The sequence below is a fragment of the Enterovirga sp. CN4-39 genome (genome assembly GCF_049446235.1).
In the GTDB taxonomy this organism is placed as follows: domain Bacteria; phylum Pseudomonadota; class Alphaproteobacteria; order Rhizobiales; family Beijerinckiaceae; genus Enterovirga.
This window is the reverse complement of sequence record NZ_JBMSEF010000017.1, coordinates 83,862-109,495: the sequence shown is the minus strand read 5'-3', so window position 1 is coordinate 109,495 and position 25,634 is coordinate 83,862. Positions and strand designations below refer to the sequence as shown.

Here is a 25,634-nt window from a genome sequence, read left to right as displayed (position 1 = left end):
ATGTCGGGGTGTCGCGGATGCATCATTGCTGCATCCGATCGAGATGCGGCTGCGGCTGGAGCTTGTAGGGCTGGCTGCGACCGCGGGTGGATCCACCCGGCGCGAGCCGGCAACTGCGTCCCCCGAAGCGGCTGGATAATCGCGGCATGGGGGATCCTGCGGTCGGCTTACCTCGGTCCTATGACGCCGCCGCGGCGTTCGCTCGCCATGCTGTCCGAACGCGCTTCGGCGATCTTCCGGCCAATGCCGTCCGGAAAGCGAAGACCTTCCTGCTCGACAGCCTCGGGGTGGGGCTCGCCGGCACCTCTGACGGAAACGCGGGCCGGGTACTAGCGGCGGCCTCTAGCTGGGGCTCGGGCGCAGACGCGACCGCCTGGGGCAGCGGCGAGCAACTGCCCGCGCCTTCTGCAGCCTTCGTCAACGCCTATCTCATCCACTCCCTGGAGTTCGACTGCATCCACGAGCGGGCTATCGTCCACCCGATGGCGACGCTGCTCTCGGCGCTCTTCGCCTGGTCGGAACGTGCGGCCCGGCGGGATCGGCCGGTGAATGGGGAGCGTTTCATCGCGGCGATGTCGGTCGGGGTGGATGTCGCGGGCCTGCTCGGATCAGCCACCGATTCCGGCCTGCGCTTCTTCCGCCCGGCAACCGCCGGCGGCTTCGGCGCCGCCGCGGCGCTTGCGAATGTCGCGGGCCTGGATGAGGCCGGTGCTCGCAATGTCCTCGGCCTTCATTTCGGGCAGGTCTCCGGCACCATGCAGGCCCATGTGGAGGGCTCGCCGGCGCTAGGGCTGCAGATCGCGGCAAACGCGCGGGCGGCGGTGACGGCAATCGACCTCGTCGACGCTGGCCTGACGGGCCCGCGGGACGTCCTGAACGGGCCCTTCGGCTATTACGCGCTCATGGAAGGCGGTTCGTTCGACCCAGGGCCCATCGAGGCGGAGCTGGGCCGCGTGCCACAACTCACTCGGCTTTCGCACAAGCCGTTTCCGAGCGGGCGCCTGAGCCACGGGGCAGTTGACGGCCTGCGCCGTCTGATCGCCGAGCATGGCTTCGCGCGGGAGGCGGTTCAGGAGGTCGTGGTGCATGTGCCGCCGGTGGTGATGCGGCTCATGGGGCGGCCGAACGTGCCTAACCCATCGTCGAACTATGCAAAGCTCTGCCTGCCCTTCGTGGTTGGCACGTTTTTGGCTCGCGGCCGGGTTGATGTGCCCAACTTCAGCACGTCCGAGATGCGGAACGACCCTGCGGTGCACGCCTTTGCCGAGCGGGTTCGCCTTCTCCCGGACGACAACCCGAGCCAGAACGCAATTGCACCTCAGCGCGTCACAGTTCGCCTGAACGGCGGTGAGCAGTTCGAGGTGATCGTGCCGGCGATCTATGGTCATCCGGATTCCCCTCTCACCGAGGCGGAGAACCTGGAGAAATTCGGCCGCTGCTGTCGCTATGCCGACCCACCGGTCCCGGCGGAACTCCGGGACCGGCTGGTGACTCTCGTCGCCGATTTCGACAAGCTCGAGGATGTTTCGGTTCTGCCGCGCCTCCTGGGAGTGCAGCGCGGATCGTGACCCAAAGCCTCACTGAGCAACTCCTCCCGGCCCTCCGTCGGCCGATCCCGACCGACGTGCGCCGCCGGGCGGCGCTCCATGTCCTGGACTGGATCGGTTGCGCCTCCCTCGGTGCCACGACGGAGGTGGGCCGCGTGTTCGGGATGGATGCGCGCGCCTGGGGTCCGGGTCCGGCACTCGTGCTTGGAGGCGCGCGGCATCCCGGGCGCGCGGCTGCCTTTGCCAATGGTGCTTTCGGCAACGTGTTCGAAATGGACGACCTCCACAAGGAGGCGATCGCACATCCGGGTCCGGTCGTCGTGCCGGCTGCGCTGGCCGCCGCCGAGGCCGCAGGCGCGAGCGGGCCGGCATTTCTCGACGCGGTGGTGCGCGGCTACGAGGCCATGATCCGGCTCGGCCGCTCGATGGGGCCGGGCCACTACAGGCATTTCCATCCCACCGCCACCTGCGGCGCCTTCGGTGCTGGGGCGGCAGTAGGCGACATCCTCGGCCTCGACGACGCCGCGCTCGTATCCGCCCTTGGCAACGCAGCAACCCAGGCGGCCGGGCTTTGGCAGTGCCGGCACGAGCCGGTCATGACCAAGCAACTGCACACCGCAAGGGCGGCGGAAGCGGGCTATGCGGCCGCAGCGCTGGCAGCGGGAGGGCTCACCGGCCCGCGATACATCTTGGAGGGTACACAGGGCCTCTTCGCCGCGATGGCGCCAGATGGAGCGCCGGACCGCTTCCTGGCCGATCCGGACGGGCCTTGGCTCGTGACCGAGACGAGCATCAAGCCCTGGGCGGCGTGCCGGCACGCCCATGCGGCGATCGATGCCGCGCTCTTGCTCCGCGAAGCCTGCGGCTCCCGCCTCCCGGAACGCATCACCGTTCTGACATTCGCCGACGCGATCACCTTCTGCGACCGCCCGGAGCCTCGAAGCAGCATCGAGGCGCGGTTCAGCCTGCAGCATGCCGTGGCCGTTACACTGCTCGGTGGCCCCCCGCCGCTTTCCGCCTTCGAGAAGGACGGCATCGACCAGCCCGACGTCGCCGCCCTCCGGCGTTGCGTTCGGGTCCGCCTGGCCGAACCCTACGCCTCGGCCTATCCACGCCGGTTCGGCTCCGGCCTGGAGGCCGAATTCGCCGACGGTACGACCCTTGCGGCGGCCGCTCCCGATGCGCTCGGGGACCCTGAAAACCCGCTTTCGGAGCACGCTGTCATCGCGAAGGCCCATTCGCTGTTGGAGGCGGCCGGAACGAGGCCTGCAGCTGCGGCGGACATCGCACGCGCAGCGCTGTCGCTCGCGACCGGCGGTAGCCTGCCCGAACTCACCCGGCAGCTGCTGCCGAACCAGAACAAGGAGGATTGAGATGCCGATCGCCGGGAAGGGAATGCTGATAACGTGGATGGATGTGGATCCGTCCGAGGAGGCCGACTTCAACCTCTGGTACGATCGGGAGCATCTCGCCGAGCGGGTGGCGATCGAGGGCTTCATGGAGGCCCGCCGCTGGATCGCCGTGGAGGGGCCGACCAAATACTTCTGCACGTACTCGACACAGGCTTTCGAGGTCCTGAGCAGCCCCGCCTATAAGCAGGTCCTGGCAAACCAGACGGCGTGGTCGAACAAGCATATCTCCCGCTTCCAGAACCCCGGACGGGTGATCGGCAGGATCACGCATAGCCGCGGGCAGGGCCGCGGCGGCGCACTCGGCGTCGTTCGCCTTCGCCCTCCGTCCGAAGACCGGGACTCCGCTCGCGCGAAACTCCTTCCCCTGCTTGATCCGGGAATGCTTCCGGGCATCATTTCGCTTCACCTGGTGGAAAGCGATCCCGAATTGTCCAAGACCTTGACCAATGCGGATGCGCCAAATCCGGGTGCCGCGGACTGGTACGTGCTCATCGACGGGACGGACGTGGACGCCATCGCACGGCTCATCGAGACGAGATTCGAGGCAGCGGGCGTATCTGTTGTCACCACCGGCACGTATCGGCTCTTGTGGGACCTTGTGAAGGGCGAACTCTAGGCCGTCGTCATCCAGCAACTCTGTCGCTTCTATCATGGAGGGGAAACGTGCGAAACATCAGGGCGTTTTTGGCGAGCGTCGGGCTATCCTGCGCAATCCTTGCGAGTTCTGCCGCCTCGGCAGACAAATGGAACATGCCGGTCCGCTCGAACGAGCGTAATTACTTCACGCGCAACATTCAGCAATTTGTGCAGGACGTGAAGCAAGGGACGGCGGGCAAGATCGAGATCGTCATCCATCCGGAAGACTCGCTCACCAAGCAGCCGGAGGTGAAGCGGGCCGTGCAGACTTCACAGGTCCAGCTCGGCGAATTTCTGATGTCGATGCATTCCAACGAGAATGCCGTCTTCGGCGTCGATGCTGTTCCTTTCCTGGCGAGCAACAACGAGGAGAACCGGAAACTTCTCGCGGCAGCGCGACCCTTCATCGAGGAGCGGCTGGCGCGGCAGGGCATGCGCATTCTGTTCGTGGTGCCGTGGCCGCCGAACTCTTTCTATGCCGGGAAGGAGATCAAGTCCGTCGCCGACTTCAAGGGTCTGAAGTTCAGGGCCTTCAACCCGGTCACGGGCCGCCTGGCCGAGTTGATGGGCGCCGTCCCGGTTACGGTGCAGCAATCGGAAGTGCCGCAGGCGTTCTCGACCGGCGTCATCCAGGCGATGATCACCTCGCCGGCAACCGGCGTCGATACGCAGGCCTGGGACTTCGTGAAGTATTTCTACGAAGTGAAGGCGATGGCCCCTTGGAACGTCGTGCTTGTCAACGAACGTGTGTTCAGCCGATTGGACCAGGCCACGAAGGACGCCGTCCTGGCCGCGGCGAAATCTGCCGAAGAGCGGGGTTGGGCGTTGCAGGCCGAGGAGACCGGCAAGCTCGTCGAGACCCTCAAGTCAAAGGGCATGGAGGTCCGCCAACCCAGTCCTGAACTGATGAAGGAGCTCAAGGCCATCGGGGACAAGCTCATTGAAGAATGGGCAAAGGCGGCTGGCGAAGACGGTCAGAAGATCCTCGCGGCCTACCGCAAAAGCTGAAGCGGATGCGCTTTCTCGACAAGCTCTACGCGGCGGGGATCGTCCTCGCCGCGATTTTCATGGCTTTCATTGCGGCCCTGACCCTCGCACAGGTCGTCGGCCGCTATTTCGGAATGGTGGTGCCGGATGCGGGCGATATCGCCGGCTACGCCATGGCCGGGTCGATTTTCCTGGCCCTGCCGCACACGCTTCGCAGTGGCGGGCACATCCGCGTCAACCTGCTCCTGATCCACGTCCCGAGCCGCGCGCGGCGGGTCCTGGAGGTGTGGTGCGTGTCGTTCCTGTGCCTGATTGGGGCCCTGTTTGCCGCGTTCGCGGTCAAGCTGGTGCTCGATTCCTACGAGTTCGGCGACGTTTCGACGGGCATGATGCCGATCCCCCTCTGGATCCCGCAGCTCTCGATGGCCGTCGGGGCCGTCCTTCTGGAGATTGCCGCGATCGAGGAACTCACCCGGGCCCTGACGGGACGCGAGCCAACCTACGCCCGCGCCGAGGGCGACGGCTTCACCGAATAGGATGAGCATGGACCCGCTTTTCTATAGCCCCGTTCTCGCCCTAGCACTCGTACTCCTCCTGGCCTCCGGGTTGTGGGTGGCGGTCTCGCTCATCGGCGTGGCGCTTCTCGGCATGCTGCTCTTCGCCGACGCGCCTATCGAGCTGGTCATGCCCTCCTCGATCTGGGGCGCGGTCAGCAGCTGGACGCTGACCGCCCTGCCGCTCTTCGTATGGATGGGCGAGATCCTGTTCCGGACGAAGCTGGCGGACGATCTCTTCAATGGCCTTGCGCCCTGGACGAACCGGCTCCCGGGCCGGCTCATGCACGTGAATGTCATCGGCTGCGGCATCTTCGCGGCCGTCAGCGGCTCATCCGCGGCGACGGCGGCGACCGTCGGGCAGATGTCCCTGCCGGAACTGAAGCGGCGAGGCTACGACGAGGGCACGAGCATTGGTTCGCTCGCGGCGTCCGGTACGCTGGGGCTCCTGATCCCGCCCTCGATCATCATGATCGTCTACGGCGTGTCCGCGAACGTCTCGATCGCCCGCCTCTTCCTGGCCGGCGTGCTTCCGGGCCTCCTCATGATGGCGCTGTTCATGGGCTACATCATGATCTGGTCGCTGCTGAACCGGGACAGGATGCCTCCCGCCGAGCCGAGCCTGCCCATGCGCGAGCGGATCAAGCGGCTGCGCCTGTTGCTGCCGACCGTGCTCCTGATCATCGCCGTCATCGGTTCGATCTATGGCGGCGTCGCGACCGCGACCGAGGCTGCCACGCTCGGCGTGGTCGGCTCCCTTCTGGTTGCGCTCTTCTCGGGCAGCCTGACCTGGGAGAACTTCAAGGAGAGCCTCTACGGCGCGACCCGCACCTCCTGCATGATCGGCTTCATCATCGCGGCAGCGGCCTTCCTGTCCGTCGTGATGGGGTATGCCGGCATCCCGCGCGCCCTGGCTACCTGGATCGGCACGCTCGAACTGTCACCGTACGGCCTCATCTTCTCTCTGACCATCCTGTTCCTGATCCTCGGCTGCTTCCTCGACGGGATCTCCATGGTGGTGCTGACCACGGCCGTCATCATGCCGATGGTCGAGGCGGCGCATATCGACCTCATCTGGTTCGGCATCTTCATCGTGCTCGTGGTCGAGATCGCGCAGATCACCCCGCCGGTCGGGTTCAACCTGTTCGTCGTACAAGGATTGACGGGATACGACATCCTGCGCGTCGCCCGGGCGGTGTTGCCGTTCTTCCTGGTGCTGTGTCTGGGCATCCTGCTCATCACGATCTTTCCCGAGATCGCGACGTGGCTCCCGCGCACCATGTTCTCCGCCACCTGACGAGCTCTCAATCGAGAACCGCATTGCCGTAAGGGCCCTTGATGACCTCGACCGACCTGAACTTCCTGCCCGTCCACGAGCTCTCGCGGGAGATCATGGCGCGCCGCCTGTCTCCCGTGGAGCTGACCGAGGCATATCTCGGTCGAGTTGCAAGCCGCGAGCCGAAGCTCCAGGCCTTCGTCGAGGTCTATTCCGAGGACGCACGCCAGGCCGCACAAGCTGCAGAACTCGCTATCCGCTCCGGCCACGCGATCGGGCCCTTGCACGGGATCCCCGTCGCCCTGAAGGACTTGGTCGAGCTCGAGGGTCGCGTCGTGACGGGCGGCACGGCGGCGTGGCGCCAGCGCAGAGCGACACGGACCGCCACCCTCGCCAGGCGGCTCATCGCGCAGGGCATGATCGTGCTCGGGAAGACGCACACGGTCGAGTTCGCGATGGGCGGGTGGGGCACGAACACCCACCTCGGCACGCCCTGGAATCCTTGGGACCTGGAGCGCCCCCGGACGCCGGGCGGCTCCAGCAGCGGCTCGGGCGTGGCGGTTGCGGCCGGGATGGCGCCGTGGGCCATCGGGACCGACACGGGAGGCTCGGTGCGGATGCCAGCCTCCTGGTGCGGCATCACTTCGCTGAAGACGACCATAGGACGGGTGAGCACGTACGGGGTACTGCCGCTTTCGCCCACGCTCGACACGCCGGGGCCGATGACCCGGGACGTTGAGGATTCAGCGCTCCTCTACATGGCGATGCAGGGGCCGGACCCTCTGGATCCGAGGACCGTCGGGCTCGCCCAGACGGACCCCTTGCCGACATTGAAGCGGGGCGTCCGCGGCCTGCGCCTCGCCCGGATGCCGGAATCGGAGCGGAGCTACGCCTCGGCGGAGGTCCTGGACGCGTATGACGCGTCCCTCCTCGAACTCGAGCGGCTCGGTGCGGAGATCGTCGACATCAAGCTGCCCTTCGGCTTCGCGGATGTCGCCGCGCTGAACCTTCGCATCATGGCGGCGGAGAGCTACACGATCCTGCGCGAGCTGATCGACGACGAGGGTGCCCCGCTCGATCCTCATGTGCGACCGCGCATTTCGGCCGGGCGGAGCCTAACGGCACAAGCCTATCTGGAAGCGCTGGAAGAGCGCGAGCGGATGAAGGGCGCCTTTGCCACGGCCATGGATGGCATCGATGCGCTGCTGACGCCCACGACCATGACCACGGCCCTCCTGGTCGACGAGGTCGACCAGACCAAGGCGCCGGCTCACTATACGCGGTTCGGCAACTTCCTGGATCTCTGCGCCGTGGCATTGCCCAACGGCGTCGGAAGCGGCGGCCTGCCGACCTCGCTTCAGATCGTGTGCCGCGCCTATGACGAAGCCACGGCCCTGCGTGTCGGCTGGGCCTTCCAGGCCGCAACCGAATGGCACCTCCGCCGCCCCCCGGAATAGGCTCGAAGCAAAGGGGCGGCGGCATCCGAGCGAGAAAGCCGCTCTAGATCCGGAACGGCCTCAACATGCTTGCTGGCCTTATGCTTCCGACTATGTGACCGAGTTCGGCCTGTTCGATCTGTCGAGGTCTCGGCAGCGGGCCGAGCATGAGCCCTTAGGGTGCCGTTGAGGTCGGAGAGGTTGGTGCGCTCGCGGGCGAGAAGTTCGCCAACCCGGTGTCATCCCCTATCGTCCTCGTTCAGCCTCGCGGCGCGCGGAATACACGGACAGGTTGACGGAGGCCGCACGAAGAAGAGGCACCTCCACACCGGCCCGATCCGCCCGGAGGACAAGGTCTCCGATGATCGGATCCACCTCGACCTCGCCGCCCTTGAGCAGATCGCGATACATCGACGAGGTTTGCGGCGATCCCGGCGCGGTCATCATCGAGACCGTGCGCTGCATGAAGGCTGGGGATGGCGGATGCCCAGACACCCTGGCGACGGCCACGGATTCGTCCAGGATGGCGCGGGCAACTTGCGTCCCACCCGGAACGCCCACGATCTCCCCCACCGATCCCCGTAACAGGCAGCAGGCCGCCCCGAGGCTCGCGAGCATCACCCACTTTTCCCACATCGCTTGCACGATGTCCGGCGAGATGGCCGCATCGAAGCCGGCGCCTCGAATCGCCTCGTCTACCCGCTCGATGCGCTCCGTGAGCTCTCCGCCGAGTTCGCCGTAGATGAGCTTCTGGATGTCCGCGAGCTGGATGATTTGCCCGTCGGAATCCAGTTCCGTTGCGACCATGCATACGCCGCCGAGGACGGGACCCGTGCCGAACCGCTCCGCGAGCCTGTCCATGTGGCGCATACCGTTCAGCACCGGCAACACGACACTTGCCGGGCCGATCGCGGCGGCAACGTCGTCGAGCGCGGCGTCCAGGGCGAAGCCCTTCACGCTGAGAAGCACGAGGTCGTACGGCTCCGCCAGTTCGGCAGCGGTCGTGATCTTGGGGGTGAGATTCAGGTCGCCGTGCCGGCTCCGAACCCGGATTCCGTCCCGACGAATCTGGTCGGCCCGCCCCGGCCGGACCACGAAGGTCACGTCACGACCAGCCTGCGCCAAACGCGCCCCGAAGTAACCGCCGACCGCCCCGGCCCCGACCACGAGTATCCTGTAAGCCATCGCTGATTGCTCCTGGTTGAAACTGGGAATTGCCGCTGGTCGGCCTTCAGGTAGACTCGAGCGCGAGCGCGATGGCTTGTCCACCGTCAATGCAAAGCGTGACCATCCTCGCTTGAAACCCGTCTCGGCGGCGCATCGAGTGGAGCAGCCGAATTGTCAGAACCGCGCCCGCCGCGCCCGTCGGGCTTGCGTGTTGGGCCTTGCTGCCGCCACGCAGTACCGCGATGTGGAGCAAGGCAAGGGAGCGGCCGCGCATGCACTTGACGGTTCCGGGCAGGTTCAAAGCGATATTCGGGCTGCCGTTCAACCCACTCGGAACGGGACGCTTCAGAGAGAGCGTCCGCGCCGCCGAACTCGACGGGCTGGCCTTCGCATTCTGGGCGAGGTCGTTCGGGGTTCTGGTGGTAACGCTCTGGCTGGTCTCGCTCGTGCCCTGGCCACGCGACGCGTATTACGCGACGTTCGCGGTCGTTTTCTTCATCCTCGGCTTCGTGCCGTATCGGCTTCGGCATCATCGCCACGCCTTCATGATCAAGCTCGCCTTCGTCATCTTGGACGTGGCGCTCATGACGACGGCGATCCTGATGCCCCCTCCTGCGTGGCTGTCGGGTGACTGGCCGGTCCAGGCGCGCCTGCGCGGGCAGGAATACCTGTACCTCCTGCTCCTCCTGGCGGAGGCGGCGCTGACCTATTCCCCGCTGCTGGTCCTGTGGACGGGCGCCGCGATCGCTTCGATCTGGTCGATCGGATTCCAGATCATCTACTCGCTACCCGGGAGCACGACCTTCGCGCGGTTGACCGAGGCGGGTCCGGTCAACCAGAGCGACGCGCTGCGCGCATACTTCGACCCGACCTTTGTCGGGCTGACCGCATGGCGCACCCAACTGATCGCGACCGGCCTGTTCACGGTCATCATCGCCGTCGCGGTCTGGCGCAGCCGACGCAGCGTCCTCGCCCATGTGGAGGCCGAGGTCGTACGAGCGGACCTCGCCCGCTATGTCTCGCCGGATGTCGTCGACGCCCTAGCCGTGAGAGCTCCCCAAGGCTTCGGGGAACCCGCCGTCCGGACGGTCGCGATCCTCTACGCGGACATCGTCGGTTCCACGGGGCTGACCGAGCGCTTGCCGCCCGAGCGGATTTTCGCGCTCCTGCGCAGTTTTCGAGAGCGCACCTGCCGCGTCGTCTTCGATCATGGCGGAACGCTCGACAAGTATCTGGGCGACGGCTTCATGGCGACCTTCGGCGGCATCGAGGCACAGGAGAACGCGGCCGAACGCGCCCTCGGCTGCGCGTTCGCGCTTCAGGACGAGATGGCCCGGTGGAACGCGAAACGCGCCAGACGCGGCGCCGCGCGGATCGACGTCTCTGTCGGGGTCCATTTCGGTCCCGTGGTTGCGGGAAATCTTGGCTCGCAGACCAGAAGCGAGTTCACCGTCGTCGGGGACGTCGTCAACGTGGCAAGCCGGATCGAGGGCGCGACAAGGGAGTACGGCGCCGCGATCATTGCGTCCGAGACCTGCGTGACCGCCGCCGGGCAGGCCTGGAGAGAGCGGTTCGATGAGGAAGTCGAGCTTCAGCCTCGCGGCCGGAAGCAGGGCCTCCAGGTGCTGTTGGTTCGGCGCGAGGTCGACGCGCCTCGTTTGCGCGCAATGGCTTAGGAGCGAGGATCCGCGGCGAAGCCGGGGCGAGAGCCTGCGATCAAGCGGCCTCTTCGGCCGGCTCGTCGACCGACAACCCGCGGGCCTGCAGGCGCCACATCGCCTCGAACACGCCGTTCTGCTTGCGCAGCTGAGCCGGCGTGCCGTCCTCCACGATCCGCCCATGCTGGATGACGATGACCCGGTCGAATGCCGTGAGAGTGGACAGGCGGTGCGCGACCGCGATCACTGTCCGGCCCTGCATCCGCCGCACCAGCGAATGCTGGATCTCGATCTCCGATTCCGTATCGAGGGCCGAAGTCGCCTCATCGAGAATGATGATCGGGGCGTCCTTCAGGAAGGCGCGGGCGATGCCGATGCGCTGGCGCTGCCCGCCCGACAGCTTCGCCCCGCGTTCGCCGACGATCGTGTCGTAGCCTTCCGGCAGGGAGCGCACGAAGCTGTCGCAATACGCGGCGCGGGAGGCCTCGATCACCTCCTCGTCCGTCGCGTCCGCCCGGCCGAAACGGATGTTCTCCATGATGCTGCGGTGGAACAGGATGATCTCCTGCGGGACGACGGCCAGGGCCGCCCTGAGGGAATCCTGAGTCACCTCCGCGATCGGCTGCCCGTCGATGAGGATCTCGCCCTCGTCAACGTCCCATAGCCGCTGCAAGAGGTTCACGAGGGTCGACTTGCCGGCGCCGGACGGGCCGACGATGCCGATCTTCTGCCCCGCCGGGATGGTCAGGGAGAGCTCGTGCGTCACCTCGCGCGGGCCTCCATACGAGAACGACACGCCTCGGAACTCCACCCTCCCGCCGTCGGGCACCAGGGTGCGGGCGTCTGGCGCGTTCACGACCGTCCGGGGCTGGGCGATTTTTCGCAGCGTCTCGTCGATGAAGCCGAATTGCTGCGACAGGTCGACGAGGGAGAGGGCCAGGTCGCGAGAGGAGTGGAGGATCCGGAAGGTCAGGGTCGACACGACCACCACATCGCCCGGTGTGACGCGGCCTTCGGTCCACAGGGTCACGGCCCAGACGAGCATGCTTCCGGCCGCGACCGTAAGGACGAGGTCGTTCAGCGCCCTCGCCTTCTCGATATGCATCCAGCTGCGGCGCTGGGCAGCGGCCTCCTCCCGAAACCCTCTCTCGAGCCGGGCATATTCCCGCTGCCGGGCCGAGAAGGCCTTCACGGCCCACGTGTTGGTAATCGTGTCGACGAGTTCGCCCGCCACCTCGCCGGCCAGTCCCGAATAACGCCGGTGCCTCGACCGACCGCGCTCCCCGAAGACGACGAGGAGCGTCGTCACGAGCACCACCACGGCGCCGAGCGCCGCCATCATGGCCAGGTTGATGCTGCTGAAGATGATCAGCGCGCCGGCGAAATCGATGCAGGGGGGCAGGACGCGCCAGATGAGCGTGTTGGCGAGGGCCCCGAAATTCCCGGCCGTGGCCGTGATGCGCTGCCCGAGCGAGCCGGCGAGGTTCTCCGCGAAGTACCGCATCGGCTGCCGGTTCAGGTATTCGAACAGGTCGAGCCGCATGTCGACGCCGACGCCGACCGTCGTCCGGCAGGTGAGCCAGCCGACCACACGCCAGGAGAGGCTTTCCGCGGCGATCAGCCCGACGAAGAAGGCGAGCGCCGTCCAGACATGAGCCCGGCCTTCCGCCGGTCCCGCCATGATGTCGACCAGGACCTTTAGGACGTATTGCAGCCCGATCGCGGCCCCGGCGGCCAGGACGACGAATAAAAAGATCGCCGTGAACCCCCAGGCCCAGTTCCGGACGTAGTGAAGGATGAACGCCGCCGGGCCGCGCAGATATGCGGGCGGTCGGCGAGGTGCTGCCGCAGCCGTCATCTCGGGGCTAGGCCGCGGCCTCGAGCCGGTCTCGGATCTCCGGGACCGACGCGAACCGGATGATCTGCGCTCTCAACTCCTCCGCCAAGGGCTCGTGGACCCGCCGAGCTCCCGACGCATCCGCGGCGGACAGAAGGCCCGTCGTGCAGACGCGATCATTCTCCCAGCCGTGATAATCCAGGATCGGATACAGGCAGATTCCTTCGACCTGGACGCCCGCCGCCATCGCGGCCCGCACCTCGCCGCAGACGTAGTGCAGCCACGACGCGCGGCCGGATCCTTCCGCGCCGGTCTCCGCGATCAGGACCGGGCGTCGATATCGCCGCGAGACTTCCTGCAGCATCTCGTGCAGCGGCCGATAGGCATGGTGCCCGAGCGGGATGGTGCTTCCGCCGTGGTACCATTGGTTGTCCGAGTAGAAATTGACGCCGAGGATGTCGAGGCAGTCCTCGCTGCCGCCGAGTTCCGGCTCCTGTCGTCCGGTCAGGAGATCCAGCGCCTCGAACTGCGACTCCCGATGACCGGTCGCGCCCGCGACATGCGCCGGGTCGTCATGCGAGCCCGGGTCGACATGGATCAGCGGCTCGGCACAGATGAAGCGGGCGGCAGGGGCGGCATTCCGGGCGGCTCGCGTCGCCGCAATGCCGGCCCGCACGAGTTGCCGCTTCAAAGCAGCCCCATGGCCGGTCCGGCTCGGGCCGAACCGCCCGACCTCCCCGCCGGCCCAGGCCCAGAAGGAGATCTCGTTCACCGGGCAGAGGAAAGGAGCCTGGCCGGTTTCCCTCACGATCAGCCCAGCCGCCTCGTGCGCGAAGGCCGCGAGCCTCTCGGGGAACGCGTCCGACCAGATGTCGAGATCCTCAGGCCAGCCATAATGGCAGAGATCCCAGATCACCTGGGTTCCGGCCTCCTCGGCGGCGTGAAGCATCGGAAGGAAGCTACCCCAGTCGTATGAACCGGGGCTCCTCTCGATGAGGTGCCAGCGCAACCCGTCGCGAACGGTTCCGATCCCGTGCTCCGCGACGGCCCGGTAGTCGTCCAGCGTGTGCAGGTCGTGCCCAGTCGACCGGAGAAGGTCGAGACGGCGCCCGTCCGCTCGGAGCTGGGTCGAGCATTCGAAGCCCGCGAGGAAGAAGGTCTGAAACGCCGTCATGGGGTTGCGGCCGTCCCATGGAAAGCGGTTGCTGTCGGTCGGCGCGACACTAACCGGGTGGAGCCGCCAAGGTTCGGGCCGTACCGAGCGGTGCCGCCATTTCGGGCAGCCAGCCCGGCCGCGATGCAGGCTCGCTCAAGGCGCAGCCGACACGTGAGTACGATCCTGGACGCGCGGAAGGTCCGGCACCGCACCAGGGAACTCCCCGGAGGTCTCCCGCGTCTGGTTTGCGAAACGGTGGCTCCGACCAAGCTTCTTTCGGGCAACCCCAATCGGCTGACTGGAAGGATGGCGCATGGTCCGGCGTGATGGAGAGCTTGCGTTCCCTCTCGGGAGCCTCACCGTCAAACCTCACCCAGCACGCACCGCTCCGAGGGCTCGCAGGAAGCCCCTTCTTATTTGCCTGTCCCACCTGCGCTGGGATTTCGTGTGGCAGCGCCCGCAGCACCTCCTCAGCCGGGCGGCGGCCGATTTCGACGTCGTGTTCTTCGAAGAGCCGGTCTGGCGGGACGACATTGCGGCAGCCGAGCTCGAAATTACGCGCCGGCCGGGGGACATCCGCGTTGCAACTCCGCACTTGCCCCATGGGGTCTGGGACTTCGACGCCGTTATGGCTCAGCGAAGGCTCCTCGAGCGCTTTCTGGCCAGCGAGCCGACGGAATCGCGGGTGTTCTGGTACTACACTCCGATGGCGATGGCGTTCTCGGGCCACCTCCAGGCCGACGCCGTGATCTACGACAACATGGACGAGCTCTCCGCCTTCCGGGGGGCCTCGCCCGAGATGCTGTCGAACGAGGAGGATCTTTTCGCGCGGGCGGACCTCGTCTTCACGGGCGGCATGAGCCTCTACGAGGCGAAGCGGCACCGGCACCCGAGCGTGCACCCCTTCCCCTCCTCCATCGACCCCGCCCATTTCGCGCGCGCCCGCATCGACCGGCGGGATCCGCCGGACCAGGCCGGGATCCCGGGACCGCGGCTGGGGTTCTTCGGCGTGATCGATGAACGGATGGATCTCGACCTCGTCGCCGGCGTCGCGGATGCCCGTCCGGACTGGCAGGTCGTCATGATCGGCCCGGTCGTGAAGATCGACCCGGAGACGCTGCCGCAACGCCCGAACATCCACTGGCTCGGAGGCCGGACCTACGACGAATTGCCGGCCTATCTCTCGGGCTGGAACATCGGCTTCATGCCCTTTGCGCTCAACGAGTCGACGCGCTTCATCAGCCCGACCAAGACCCCTGAATTCCTTGCCGCGGGCGTGCCGGTGATTTCAACGCCGATCACGGACGTGATCCGGCCCTATGGCAAGAAAGGCCTCGTCGAAATCGCCGAGACGAAAGCGGACGTGGTCGCGGCGGCCGAGCGCCTCATGGCGCGGCCGCGGGCGCAGTGGCTCGCGCGGATCGACCGCCACCTCGCCACCGGGTCTTGGGACGCGACCTGGGCCGCCATGCGCCGGCTCGTCTCGCATGCCATGGGCGAGCCCGAGCTTGCGGCGGGGTCGGCGAACCTTGCGGGAGCGCCAGCGCCTCTTCCTGCCGAGTAGCCGTCGAAAGAGGCCGGATATGTACGATTGGCTGATCGTCGGCGCGGGCTTCGCCGGCAGCGTGCTGGCGGAGCGCCTGGCGAACGAGCGCGGCGAACGGGTCCTCGTGGTAGACCGCCGCAACCACATCGGCGGCAACGCCTATGACCGGTACGACGATGCTGGGATCCTGATCCACCAGTACGGGCCGCACATCTTCCACACCAACTCGAAGTCGATCTTCGACTATCTGTCCGCCTTCACGGCATGGCGGCCCTACGAGCACCGCGTGCTCGGACAGGTGGACGATAGGCTCGTGCCGATCCCGATCAACCTCGACACGGTCAACACGCTCTATGGCCTGAGCCTCACCTCGGAGGAGCTCGAGGGATGGCTCGCTGCCCGGGCCGAGCCGGTCGCCGAAATCCGCACCTCGGAGGACGTAGTGGTCTCCAAGGTCGGCCGCGAGCTCTATGAGAAATTCTTTCGCAGCTACACGCGCAAGCAATGGGGCATCGACCCCTCCGAGCTGGACAAGTCGGTCACGGCCCGCGTGCCGACCCGCACCAACCGGGACGACCGATATTTCACCGACGAGTTCCAGTTCATGCCGGCCCAGGGCTACACGCGCATGTTCGAGAACATGCTCCGCAGCCCAAACATCCATGTGCTGCTGCAGACCGATTACCGCGACATCAAGGACGTCATCCCGCACCGGCGGACAATCTTCACTGGTCCGATCGACGAGTATTTCGGCTTCCGCTTCGAGAAGCTGCCCTACCGGTCGCTGCAGTTTCGGCACGAAACGCTCGACCGGGAGCAGCACCAACCCGTCGGGACCGTGAACTACCCGATGAGTGAGGATTACACGCGCATCAGCGAGTACAAGCACCTGACCGGCCAGGTTCACCCGAAGACGAGCATCACCTTCGAGTACCCGAGCGCCGAAGGCGATCCTTACTACCCGATCCCACGGCCGGAGAACGCCGAGCTGTTCAAGAAGTACGAGCGGCTTGCGCTCGCAACGCCCGACGTCTGGTTCGTCGGCCGGCTCGCCACCTATCGCTACTACAACATGGACCAGGTTGTGGGTCAGGCCCTCGCGACCTTCCGCCGGATCTCCGACGCGCTCCCGACGAGTGCGGACACGACCGAGGTGAAGGTGATCCCGGCCCGAGCCCGGGCGTGACCGGGGCCGCCTCCCAGGACCAGTAGCTGCCTTAGACCTCGATCAGCTTGGCGAAGGCCCCGGCGATGAGGCGCCGGCCCTCGAACAGGATGCCGTCCTCCTCGCGAGGCTGCACGCGAGGGTCGGCGAGCGCCCTGGCCAGCCCTTCGTCCCGGGCCTGTTTGCTGGGCCACTCCGTCCACGACAGGATGACGGTTTCGCCGCTGCGCACGTCTGCGGCGACTTCGAAGTCACGGAGCGGCCCGTCATCTTCAAGGCTCGCCCGCGCTTCTTCCGCGTGGAACGCCAAGCTGTCGGCTGCATCGCTGTCCAATCGACAATCGACGATCCGCAGCGCGCCATACTCGCGGTACACTGCTGCGACCTGCCTGGAGAAACGCTCGTAATCGGCGAGCTTCTCGGTCCTCAAGGGGATGAGGTAGGCGTCGACATAGGTCATGCATGGTCCTCGAACGCGACACGCGCTCTACCGCGAACGCCGTGCCTGTCCAGTCCTCCCCCCCGTTCAGCGGGAGCGCTCCGGATTGCGCGCGGATGCCGTGGTCAGGATTCGAGCAGCTGCGCCTGGGCGGCCTCGCCATGGCCTTCGGCGCCGGGCGTCAGGGCGAACAGGGCGTAGGTGACCGGGGCGGCGGAGTGGAGCTTGAGGCAGTGATCCATGACGCGCGGCCAGACATGGCCGCCCGCCGCGCCATAGGCTTCGATCAGGGCAGGCAGCGCCTCGATCCCAAAGCCCTTGATGTGGCCGACGAGATCGATGGCCGGATCGCCTAGCCGCGCCTCGGTCCAGTCGATCAGACCCCGGACGCGGCCATCACGATCGACCATGACATGGCCGGCATAGAGGTCGCCGTGCACGACGGTGGTCTCCAGCGGCCAATAGCTGTCATCGGCAAGCCATGCCTGCCAACCCTCCCATTTGGCGGAGGGAATCTCGAACTCGCCTCTGACGCGACCGAGATCGGCGCGCAGCTTGTCCCGAACGTCGGCGACCGTATGAGGCGCCATGCCGGCCTCGATGGCTGCTGCCCTCGGGATGGCGTGGAGTGCCGCAATAGTGGAGCCCAGGGTTTCGACAAAGAGCGGCGCGTCTTTTTCGAAGTGCCAGGTCACCGCGTAGCTCGCAGGATCGAAGGTGAGGCCAGGAAGCCCCGGCAGGACCGGATAGGCGATGAGATCGTCGCTGAAGATCCGCCAATCAGGCACGACGACCGGCAGATAGCGGCGCAGCATCGCGAGCGCGGCGGCTTCCGACCTCGCACGAACCATGACATCGGGGCGGCGGGGTACGCGCAGAAGCCAGCGCTGCCCGTCCACGTCAGTGGCGAAGCCGACCCGGAAGTCGAGCCCCATCTCGTTCAGCGCGAGCGAGGACGGATCGATGACGAGGCCGTTGCGGGCCGCGAGGTCGAGAAAGAATCCGGCGTCGGGAGTGATCGTGGAAACGGACACGGTACCCACTTACCCAAAGTTCCCAGGAGACAAAGATTCGGGCACCCGGGCTGTTTCGTGCCGGATGCCCGGACCCTGATGGCCTCGGGGCTAAAGCGTGCTCATGAGGCCTCTTCGACGATGCGGATGTCGCGTTCGGCGCTGCCGGCCAGCAGAGCGGCCGCGGCCCGATAGGCCGAACTCTCATAGGCCGCACGGGCCTGGTCGACGGACCCGAACTCGATCACGACCGTTCGCTGCTCGAGCCCAGCCTCGTAAACATGGGACGGCATGCCGCGAGCGAGATAGCGACCTCCCGCTTCGGCGATCGCGGGGCCGGCGAGGTTGGCATAAGCAGCCAGAGCGTCGGGATTGCTCACCGAACGGTACGTGACGATCCAATAGCCTTGAGCCAACTGCGATACCTCCAGAACTCGGCGGCGTCGCTATAGAGGCTTTTCCGACCGAAGGAAGCCGGCCAGCACCCTAGCCGCCGCTTGACTGGCCGGAGGGCAGGAATGCCGGGCGCGAGGCCCGGACGACCGAGGTGATGAAGTCTGAGGCGATCTTGATCCGCTTCAGGCCGAGCATGTCCGAATGTGTCAGGAGCCAGTAGGAGCGAATGATCGAGATGCTCCGCGGCAGGATGCGGACGAGGTCCGGCCTCCGGTCGGCCATGAAGCAGGGCAAGATGCAAAGTCCGGCCCCCGCGCATGTCGCCGCCATCTGAGTGATCACGTTGGAGATCCTGATGGTCGGCTGCAAGCCGGGAAGCGCCGCCTCGAAGTAGTCGAGTTCGGGCGCGAAGACCAACTCGTCGATGTAGCCGAGGAAGCGGTGCTGGCGGAGGTCGCTCTCGGTCTCTGGGCTCCCCTTGCAGGCCAGGTATTCTGCCCCGCCATAAAGGCCGAGTTCGTAGTCGCCGAGCTTGCGGGCATGAAGGCGGCCGGTCGCCGGGCGCGACAGGCCGATGGCGAGATCCGCCTCTCTCTTGGAGAGACTGAACGCCCGCGGCATCGCTACGAGTTCGATCGAGAGGCCCGGATGCTGGGCCGAAAGCTCGCCAAGCCGGTCGGCCAAGCAGAACGTGCCGAATGCCTCAGGCGTGCCGATGCGGACGGAGCCGGTCAGGCCCACCTCGGGATCGACACGCTCCGACCAGATCCCCAACGCCGCGCGCTCGATGTCCTCAGCTCGCGGCAGGAGTTGCTCGCCTTCGGCGGAAAGGTCGTAGCCGATTGGCCGCCTGTCGAAGAGCCTGACGCCGAGGGCGTCCTCGAGCCGCGTGATCCGGCGACTGAGCGTGGTGTGCTCTACGCCCATCAGCCGCGCTGCCTCCGTCAATCGGCCAGACCGGGCGACCGCCAGGAAGGCCTTCAGGTCGTCCCACCGATGCTCTGCAGCCATGTGTCAATCCAGGATCCATCGTTGTGCAGAAATTGACATAGACCATCGCGGCGCTGTGCGCTTTTTTCGCCTCCTCGGAAGATCGAGAACCGGGCCCGAGCGGCCCGCACCAAGCGGCCTCAGATCGCATCCAGAGGGGGAAGAACGGTGATTGGTCGAGTTCTATCGTGCGCGAGCATCGCGCTTCTGCTTGGGACCGGAGGCGCCGCTGCCACCGGGAAGAGCGTCAGGGTCGGCGTCATCAACGACCAGTCGAGCCTCTACGCCGACATGGGGGGACCCGGATCGCTGATCGCAGCGCAGCTGGCCGTGGAGGATTCCGGTCTGCTGGGCAAGGGCTGGAAGGTGGAGGTCGTCGTCGCCGATCACGCCAACAAGGCCGACATCGCTTCCACGATCACACGGACCTGGTTCGACACGCAGGGCGTCGACGTCGTGGCCGACGTCACGAATTCGGCTGCCGCGCTCGCGGTGAGCCAGATCGTGCGCGACAAAAACAAGGTGATGCTCGCCTCGGGGCCCGCCGTTTCCGACCTCACCGGCCCGGCCTGCACGCCGAACACGGTGCATTGGACGCATGACACCTGGGCCTTCGCGAACGGCATCGGCAAGGCGGTCGTCGAGACCGGCGGGAAGACCTGGTACTTCCTCACCTCCGACTTCGCCTTCGGTCACGCCCTCGAGCGGGACACCGAGAAGATGGTGCTCGCGAGCGGCGGCAAGGTCATCGGCAAGGTCCGGCACCCGAACAATACGTCGGACTTCTCGTCCTTTCTCCTGCAGGCCCAGGCCTCCCAGGCTGACGTGATCGGCCTCGCGAATTCGGGCGGCGATACGGTCAACAGCATCAAGCAGGCAGCGGAATTCGGACTTGCCGGATCGAAGCAGCGCTTGGCCGGGCTGCTGATCTACGTCACCGACGTGCACGCGATCGGGCTCCAGCTCGCGCAGGGCCTTGCGCTCGTCTCCCCCTTCTATTGGGACAAGGACGAGGGGACCCGCCAGTTCTCCGAGCGGTTCGCGAAGCTGCACAGGGGTGCGAAGCCGTCGATGGTCCAGGCCGGCGTCTATGCGTCCGTCCTCCATTACCTGAAAGCTGTCGAAGCGGTCGGCGGTGCCGAGGACGGCGCGAAGGTGGTGGCCAAGATGAAGGAGATGCCGACTGACGATCCGCTCTTCGGCAAGGGTTATGTCCGGGCGGATGGCCGCAAGATGCACCCGATGCACCTCTTCATCGTGAAGAAGCCGTCTGAGTCCCGCTATCCCTGGGACTACTACGAGTACAAGGCGACGACCTCCGCCGAGGTGGCCGCTGGCCGAAGGCGGCTGCCCGCTCGTGGCGAAGAGCCAGTGACCTTCTAGGGTCGGAACAGGAACGAGGTGCAGCATGGCTGAGATCGGGTTCATCGGGCTCGGGCGGATGGGGTTGCCGATGGCGGCCAACCTCGCGAAGGCCGGGCACCGCGTCCGCGCCTTCGATCTCAGCCCGGAGACCCTGGAGGCCGGCCGCCAGGCCGGCATCCAGGCCTGCCCCTCGGTCGAGGATGCGGCTTTGGGTGCCCCATTCGTCATCTCCATGGTGCCGACCGGACGCCATGTGCTGGACATCTTCGGGGGACCGAGCGGCCTCCTAAGCCGCATGGCCGCGGGCAGCATGGTCATCGATTCCTCCACCATCGCGGTGGCCGAGGCCCGCGCTCTGCACGAGGCGGGGCGCGAGCACGGGATCGCGATCCTCGATGCACCGGTCTCTGGGGGCGTCATGGGCGCCCAGGCCGGCACCCTCACCTTCATGGTCGGCGGGGAAGAGGCCGATTTCGAGCGGGCCCGTCCGATCCTGGCCGCGATGGGGCGCAATATCGTTCGGGCCGGGCCGGCCGGGAACGGGCAGGCGGCGAAGATCTGCAACAATCTCCTCGCGGGCATTTCGATGATCGCCGTGTCGGAAGCGTTCACGCTCGCCAAGCGGCTTGGGCTCGATCCCCTGACGATGCGGGAGATCGTTTCCACCTCCACGGGCAGCTGCCATGCCCTCACGAGCTATCCGCCCGTGCCCGGCATCCTGCCGAACGTGCCGTCTAGCCGCGAGTACCAGAACGGATTCGCGGCAGACCTCATGCTCAAGGACCTACGGCTCGCCGAACGGGCCGCGATGGACACCGCATCGAGCTCACCACTCGGAACCCTGGCGGCTGGCATCTACAACCTGTTCTGCCAATCCGGGAATGGCGGGCTCGATTACTCGGCGATCATCAAGATGATCGAGGGCGCAGAGCCGGGGACGGCGAAAACCTGACGCGAAACGGCCAGCCAAGGAGAACGACATGACGACGCTGACGAGCGAGCGGCCCGCAGCCGCCCCGGGGACGGCGCAGGCAGGCGGGCCCGAAATCCTGTCCAGGAGCATGCTGATCGGCGGCGAGTGGCGGCCTGCCGTCTCCGGCCGCACGATCGCGGTCGAGAATCCGGGCCGGCGCGAGCCGCTCGGCGAAGTTCCGAGGGGCGAGAAGGAAGACGTCGATCTCGCCGTGGCGGCGGCCGCGAAGGCTTTCCCCGGCTGGTCCCGCGTTGCTGCGCGCGACCGCGGTCGCCTTCTGGTCGCCATCGGGCTCGAACTGGAGGCACGGCAGGAAGAACTGGCCCGCCTCATCGCGAGCGAGACCGGCAACGCGCTCCGCACCCAAGCGCGCGGCGAGGCCAGGATGGTCGCCGACGCGTTCCGCTATTTCGGCGGGCTAGCCGGCGAGTTGAAGGGCATCACCGTCCCGCTCGGCGAGGGCCAGCTCAGCTATTCCCGGCGCGAGCCCATCGGCGTCGTCGGCGCGATCGTGCCTTGGAATGCACCCGCACAGCTCGCGGCCCTCAAGATCGCGCCCGCCATCTGCGCCGGCAACACGATCGTGCTGAAGGCGGCCGAGGACGCGCCGCTCGCCGTGCTGCTCATCGCGGAAATCTGCCAGGACCATCTCCCGCCCGGCGTGGTCAACGTCGTGACCGGCTACGGCAAGGAATGCGGCGAGCCGCTGGCCGAGCATCCGCTCGTCAGGAAGGTCAGCTTCACGGGCTCGACCGCCGTCGGCAAGGCCATCATGCGGGCAGCGGCCGACCGCATCGCGCCCGTCTCGCTCGAACTCGGCGGCAAGAGCCCGTCGATCGTCTACCCGGATGCGAACGAGGATTGGGTGCTGGACGGGATCGTGGCCTCGATGCGCTTCACGCGCCAGAGCCAGTCCTGCACGGCCGGGTCTCGCCTGTTCCTCCACGAGAAGATCTTCGATTCGTTCCTGGAGAGGCTGGTCTCGAAGACCTCGGCCCTGAAGATCGGCGACCCTCTCGACGAGGAAACCGATATCGGGTCGATCATCAACGAGCGGCAGTTCACGAAGGTCTGCGGCTACGTCTCGGACGGCCTCAACCGCGCCGAGTCCCGCCTCTTGACGGGCGGCCTGCCCCCGACGGAAGGCCCGCTCACCAAGGGCTACTTCGCCCTGCCGACGATCTTCGCCGACACCTCGAACGAGTGGCGTCTCGCACGCGAGGAGATCTTCGGGCCGGTCCTCGTCGCCATTCCGTGGCGGGACGAGGAGGACGCAATCCGCATGGCGAACGACAGCCATTACGGCCTCGCCGCCTATATCTGGTCGCGCGACATCGGCCAGGCGTTGCGGGCCGCCCATGCCGTCGAGGCGGGATGGGTGCAGGTCAACCAGGGCGGCGGACAATCGCTCGGCCAGTCCTATGGCGGCGTCAAGGAGAGCGGGATCGGGCGCGAGATGTCGCTCGAAGGCATGCTCGACAGCTTCACGGAGACCAAGAGCGTCAACGTGAACCTCGCCGTCCCTCCTCCCTCCTCTGCGCATTGATACGGGAACGCGATCGATGAACCTCTCCCATCTGCTGCGGGCGCGACAGGAGGCCGGAATGCCCGTGACCGTCGGCCTGATCGGGGCCGGCAAGTACGGCACGATGTTCCTGGCTCAGGCCAGGACGACGCCCGGCATGCACATCGTCGCGGTCGCCGACCTGAACGTCGCGCGCGCCGCCTCGCAACTGCAATCCGGCAACTGGCCCGCGGAGCAATACGGTGCGCGCTCCTTCGACGAGGCGCTCCGGACGGGCCGCACCTTTCTGACGGACAGCGCGGACGACGTGGTGGGCGCGGACGGGATCGAGGTCGTCATCGAGGCGACCGGCGACCCGCGGACGGGCATACGGCTGGCGCTCGACTGCATCGCGGCCGGCAAGCACATCGTGATGGTCAATGTCGAGGCAGACGTCGTCGCCGGACCGCTTCTCGCGCGTCGCGCCAAGCAGGCGGGCGTCGTCTATTCGCTCGCCTATGGCGACCAGCCGGCGATCGTGTGCGAGCACGTCGATTGGGCGCGGGCGTGCGGCTTCCAGGTGGTCGCGGCCGGAAAGGGCACCCGCTACCTGCCGCGTTTCCACCAGTCGACGCCCGAGACGGTCTTCGACAACCTTCCCGGATTGATCGACGTGAAAGACAGGTCGTCGATCAACCCGAAGATGTTCAACAGCTTCGTGGATGGCACGAAGTCCGCGATCGAGATGACGGCGATCGCCAATGCGACCGGGCTCCGTTCGCAGTCGGGGGGCCTCGCATTCCCTCCTTCGAGCCGGTTCGAACTCGCCGAGGTGCTGCGTCCGCGGAGCGCCGGCGGCACGCTCGAGACGGCTGGCGTGACCGAATGCGTATCGTCGCTCTCCCGCGACGGCTCGTCGGTCTCCTACAACCTCGCCCACGGCACCTTCGTCGTGGTGGAGGCTGCGGAGGACAGCTCCTACACGCGAGACTGCTTCCGGGAGTATCACATGCTTCCGGATTCGAGCGGCCGCTACGCAGCGCTGTATCGCCCGATTCATTTCAGCGGGCTCGAGCTCGGCATCTCGGTCGCCTGGGCGGCCTTGATGGGCCAGCCGACGGGCGCGCCGACCTGCTTCAGCGCGGATGTGGTGGCCACGGCCAAGCGCGGCCTGCGCAAGGGCGAGGTGCTCGATGGCGAGGGCGGTTTCTGCGTCTGGGGCAGGCAGGCCCCTGCGGACGTCTCCCTGCGCGAGGGCTACCTTCCGCTAGGCCTCGCGCACAACGTCACCCTCGTCCGCGACGTGGAGGAAGGCGCGGTGGTCCGCTGGTCGGACGTGACCGTCGACGCGTCCGACTCCGCCGTGCGGTTCAGGCGCGAGATGGAGGCGGCCTTCAGCCCGACCACCGCGAATAACGCAGCCTAGGCGGGCTCCCATCGTCGAGGATCGACCGGCCGGGCCGTCACATGCGACCCGGCTGCAGTCGTTCGCGAGAAAAGGTTGATGGTCGGCAGGATTCTTTCTGACGTACAGGGCGAGGTCGCGTTCGTTACGATCGAGAACGATCGGAAGCTCAATGCCCTCGACGTCGTGATGTGGCGGAGCCTGCGGGCGCAATTCGAGGAATTGTCGAGGCGCGCCGAGCTGCGCTGCATCGTGATCCGCGGCGCGGGCGAGAAGGCCTTCTCGGCCGGCGCCGACATCTCGGAATTCGCTGCGACCCGGTCCAACCGCGAGCAGGTCACGCGCTTTCATGAGGAGATCGTTGGGCCCGCCCTCATGGCGATCTTCGATTGCGACGTCCCTGTCGTCGCCCAAATCCGGGGCGTCTGCATGGGCGGCGGACTCGAGATCGCCTGTGCGTGCGATCTCAGGCTCGCCGACGACAGCGCCCGCTTCGGGGCGCCCGTCGGGAAACTCGGCTTTCCGCTTGCCTTCGCCGAGACGCAATCGCTCTTCGCGTTGGTCGGCTGGGCGACCAGTGCCGAGTTGCTGATCGAGGGCAGGATCCTGTCCGCCGCGGACGCGTTCGACCGGCGCCTCGTGACTCGCGTCTCCCGATCCGTGGAGTTGGAGGACGATGTCGCCCGGTGCGTGAAGAGCATCTGCGAGAGCGGCCGCTGGGCGGCCCGGTCGCACAAGCAGCAGCTACGACGCCTGGTGCGTGACTCGTCGCCCGTCAGCGCGGCGGAAAGGCACTCCGTCTACGCCTTTGCAGATACCGACGAATACCAGGAGGGCTATCGCCGCTTCGTCCGGAAGCAGAAGCCCGCTCCTCGCGGCTGAGCAACGTGCCGTGCGCGGAGCGAGGAGAGAGCAGCGGGCGCAGGGGCGGCTCAGGGTAGTAGCTGCAAGGACGCCTTCGCTTATGCGACGGCTCCGGAATGCGGCTTCGCCGAAGGCCGGAGGTCACCTTCGACAAGGCACCGCGCCACCGGCGTAAGTCCGCAGTCGGCAGAGTCCAGCCGGCGACAGCCTCTTAGCCTAAGCTCCTCCAGAACCGGCCGCCTCCTCCCCCGTGGCGGCCGTTCCAAGCTGGGCGTGATCCAGCACACGGGGATGGCTCGCCTTCCTGG

Annotated in this window: 22 protein-coding genes; 15 read left to right on the top strand and 7 right to left on the bottom strand. The window is 66.8% G+C overall.

The features are described from left to right. Nucleotides 1-146: 146 nt before the first annotated feature. The 7 genes from ACO2SS_RS22660 to ACO2SS_RS22630 all read left to right on the top strand — a co-directional run bounded on the left by ACO2SS_RS22660 (nt 147) and on the right by ACO2SS_RS22630 (nt 7,869). On the top strand, nt 147-1,568 hold the full coding sequence (locus tag ACO2SS_RS22660; RefSeq protein ID WP_423280101.1) for an MmgE/PrpD family protein: 1,422 nt from the start codon (nt 147-149) through the stop codon (nt 1,566-1,568). Then, complete coding sequence (locus tag ACO2SS_RS22655; protein WP_423280100.1) at nt 1,565-2,920, top strand: MmgE/PrpD family protein; 1,356 nt, start codon at nt 1,565-1,567, stop codon at nt 2,918-2,920. The genes ACO2SS_RS22660 and ACO2SS_RS22655 overlap by 4 nt, the downstream gene beginning before the upstream one ends. Before the next feature lies 1 nt (nt 2,921). Beyond that, a complete protein-coding gene (locus ACO2SS_RS22650; protein WP_423280099.1) occupies nt 2,922-3,575 on the top strand; it encodes a hypothetical protein in 654 nt (217 codons plus the stop codon). A 134-nt stretch (nt 3,576-3,709) separates the two neighbouring features. Next, entirely contained in the window at nt 3,710-4,603 is an 894-nt protein-coding gene (locus tag ACO2SS_RS22645) for a TRAP transporter substrate-binding protein (protein ID WP_423280098.1), read from the top strand. A 5-nt stretch (nt 4,604-4,608) separates the two neighbouring features. After that, the gene (locus tag ACO2SS_RS22640; RefSeq protein ID WP_423280097.1) at nt 4,609-5,118 is read left to right on the top strand and encodes a TRAP transporter small permease; all 510 of its coding nucleotides are present in this window, start codon (nt 4,609-4,611) and stop codon (nt 5,116-5,118) included. 7 nt (nt 5,119-5,125) lie between these two features. Next, complete coding sequence (locus ACO2SS_RS22635; RefSeq protein ID WP_423280096.1) at nt 5,126-6,433, top strand: TRAP transporter large permease; 1,308 nt, start codon at nt 5,126-5,128, stop codon at nt 6,431-6,433. Nucleotides 6,434-6,474: 41 nt separating this feature from the next. Continuing rightward, nucleotides 6,475-7,869 (top strand): amidase, encoded by a 1,395-nt coding sequence (locus ACO2SS_RS22630; protein ID WP_423280095.1) that lies wholly within the window; start codon nt 6,475-6,477, stop codon nt 7,867-7,869. Nucleotides 7,870-8,094: 225 nt separating this feature from the next. On the opposite strand, the gene ACO2SS_RS22625 is transcribed toward ACO2SS_RS22630, so the two are convergent. Next, nucleotides 8,095-9,033 carry a ketopantoate reductase family protein gene (locus ACO2SS_RS22625; protein ID WP_423280094.1) on the bottom strand — a complete coding sequence of 313 codons (939 nt, stop codon included), beginning with the start codon at nt 9,031-9,033 and terminating at the stop codon, nt 8,095-8,097. 254 nt (nt 9,034-9,287) lie between these two features. Here ACO2SS_RS22625 and ACO2SS_RS22620 point away from each other — a divergent pair, with 254 nt between their 5' ends. Then, nucleotides 9,288-10,691 carry an adenylate/guanylate cyclase domain-containing protein gene (locus ACO2SS_RS22620; RefSeq protein WP_423280093.1) on the top strand — a complete coding sequence of 468 codons (1,404 nt, stop codon included), beginning with the start codon at nt 9,288-9,290 and terminating at the stop codon, nt 10,689-10,691. Nucleotides 10,692-10,731: 40 nt separating this feature from the next. On the opposite strand, the gene ACO2SS_RS22615 is transcribed toward ACO2SS_RS22620, so the two are convergent. Further along, nucleotides 10,732-12,531, bottom strand: coding sequence for an ABC transporter ATP-binding protein (locus ACO2SS_RS22615; RefSeq protein ID WP_423280092.1), 1,800 nt, complete (start codon nt 12,529-12,531; stop codon nt 10,732-10,734). 7 nt (nt 12,532-12,538) lie between these two features. After that, nucleotides 12,539-13,684: a beta-glucosidase gene (locus ACO2SS_RS22610; protein ID WP_423280091.1), complete on the bottom strand. Its 1,146-nt coding sequence runs from the start codon at nt 13,682-13,684 to the stop codon at nt 12,539-12,541. Nucleotides 13,685-14,111: 427 nt separating this feature from the next. Between ACO2SS_RS22610 and ACO2SS_RS22605 the strand changes: the two genes are divergently transcribed. Together ACO2SS_RS22605 and glf are read left to right on the top strand one after the other, a co-directional pair. After that, on the top strand, nt 14,112-15,230 hold the full coding sequence (locus ACO2SS_RS22605; RefSeq protein WP_423280090.1) for a glycosyltransferase: 1,119 nt from the start codon (nt 14,112-14,114) through the stop codon (nt 15,228-15,230). A 19-nt stretch (nt 15,231-15,249) separates the two neighbouring features. After that, nucleotides 15,250-16,398 (top strand): UDP-galactopyranose mutase, encoded by a 1,149-nt coding sequence (gene glf / locus ACO2SS_RS22600; protein WP_423280088.1) that lies wholly within the window; start codon nt 15,250-15,252, stop codon nt 16,396-16,398. A gap of 31 nt (nt 16,399-16,429) precedes the next feature. Here glf and ACO2SS_RS22595 read toward each other — a convergent pair whose 3' ends face one another. From ACO2SS_RS22595 to ACO2SS_RS22580, 4 genes are all read right to left on the bottom strand, one after another. Then, nucleotides 16,430-16,837 (bottom strand): DUF1428 domain-containing protein, encoded by a 408-nt coding sequence (locus ACO2SS_RS22595; RefSeq protein WP_423280087.1) that lies wholly within the window; start codon nt 16,835-16,837, stop codon nt 16,430-16,432. A 104-nt stretch (nt 16,838-16,941) separates the two neighbouring features. After that, nucleotides 16,942-17,835: a macrolide 2'-phosphotransferase gene (locus tag ACO2SS_RS22590; RefSeq protein ID WP_423280131.1), complete on the bottom strand. Its 894-nt coding sequence runs from the start codon at nt 17,833-17,835 to the stop codon at nt 16,942-16,944. Between the two features lie 116 nt (nt 17,836-17,951). Next, complete coding sequence (locus ACO2SS_RS22585) at nt 17,952-18,245, bottom strand: DUF1330 domain-containing protein (RefSeq protein ID WP_423280085.1); 294 nt, start codon at nt 18,243-18,245, stop codon at nt 17,952-17,954. A gap of 70 nt (nt 18,246-18,315) precedes the next feature. Then, nucleotides 18,316-19,236, bottom strand: a complete 921-nt coding sequence (locus ACO2SS_RS22580) for a LysR family transcriptional regulator (RefSeq protein ID WP_423280083.1) — start codon at nt 19,234-19,236, stop codon at nt 18,316-18,318. 147 nt (nt 19,237-19,383) lie between these two features. Here ACO2SS_RS22580 and ACO2SS_RS22575 point away from each other — a divergent pair, with 147 nt between their 5' ends. From ACO2SS_RS22575 to ACO2SS_RS22555, 5 genes are all read left to right on the top strand, one after another. After that, complete coding sequence (locus ACO2SS_RS22575; RefSeq protein WP_423280082.1) at nt 19,384-20,598, top strand: ABC transporter substrate-binding protein; 1,215 nt, start codon at nt 19,384-19,386, stop codon at nt 20,596-20,598. Between the two features lie 25 nt (nt 20,599-20,623). Next, a complete protein-coding gene (gene mmsB / locus ACO2SS_RS22570; protein WP_423280081.1) occupies nt 20,624-21,532 on the top strand; it encodes a 3-hydroxyisobutyrate dehydrogenase in 909 nt (302 codons plus the stop codon). 28 nt (nt 21,533-21,560) lie between these two features. Next, nucleotides 21,561-23,099, top strand: coding sequence for an aldehyde dehydrogenase family protein (locus ACO2SS_RS22565; RefSeq protein ID WP_423280080.1), 1,539 nt, complete (start codon nt 21,561-21,563; stop codon nt 23,097-23,099). A 16-nt stretch (nt 23,100-23,115) separates the two neighbouring features. Continuing rightward, a complete protein-coding gene (locus ACO2SS_RS22560; protein ID WP_423280078.1) occupies nt 23,116-24,483 on the top strand; it encodes an NAD(P)H-dependent oxidoreductase in 1,368 nt (455 codons plus the stop codon). A 78-nt stretch (nt 24,484-24,561) separates the two neighbouring features. Beyond that, complete coding sequence (locus ACO2SS_RS22555) at nt 24,562-25,344, top strand: enoyl-CoA hydratase/isomerase family protein (RefSeq protein WP_423280076.1); 783 nt, start codon at nt 24,562-24,564, stop codon at nt 25,342-25,344. Nucleotides 25,345-25,634 lie beyond the last annotated feature (290 nt).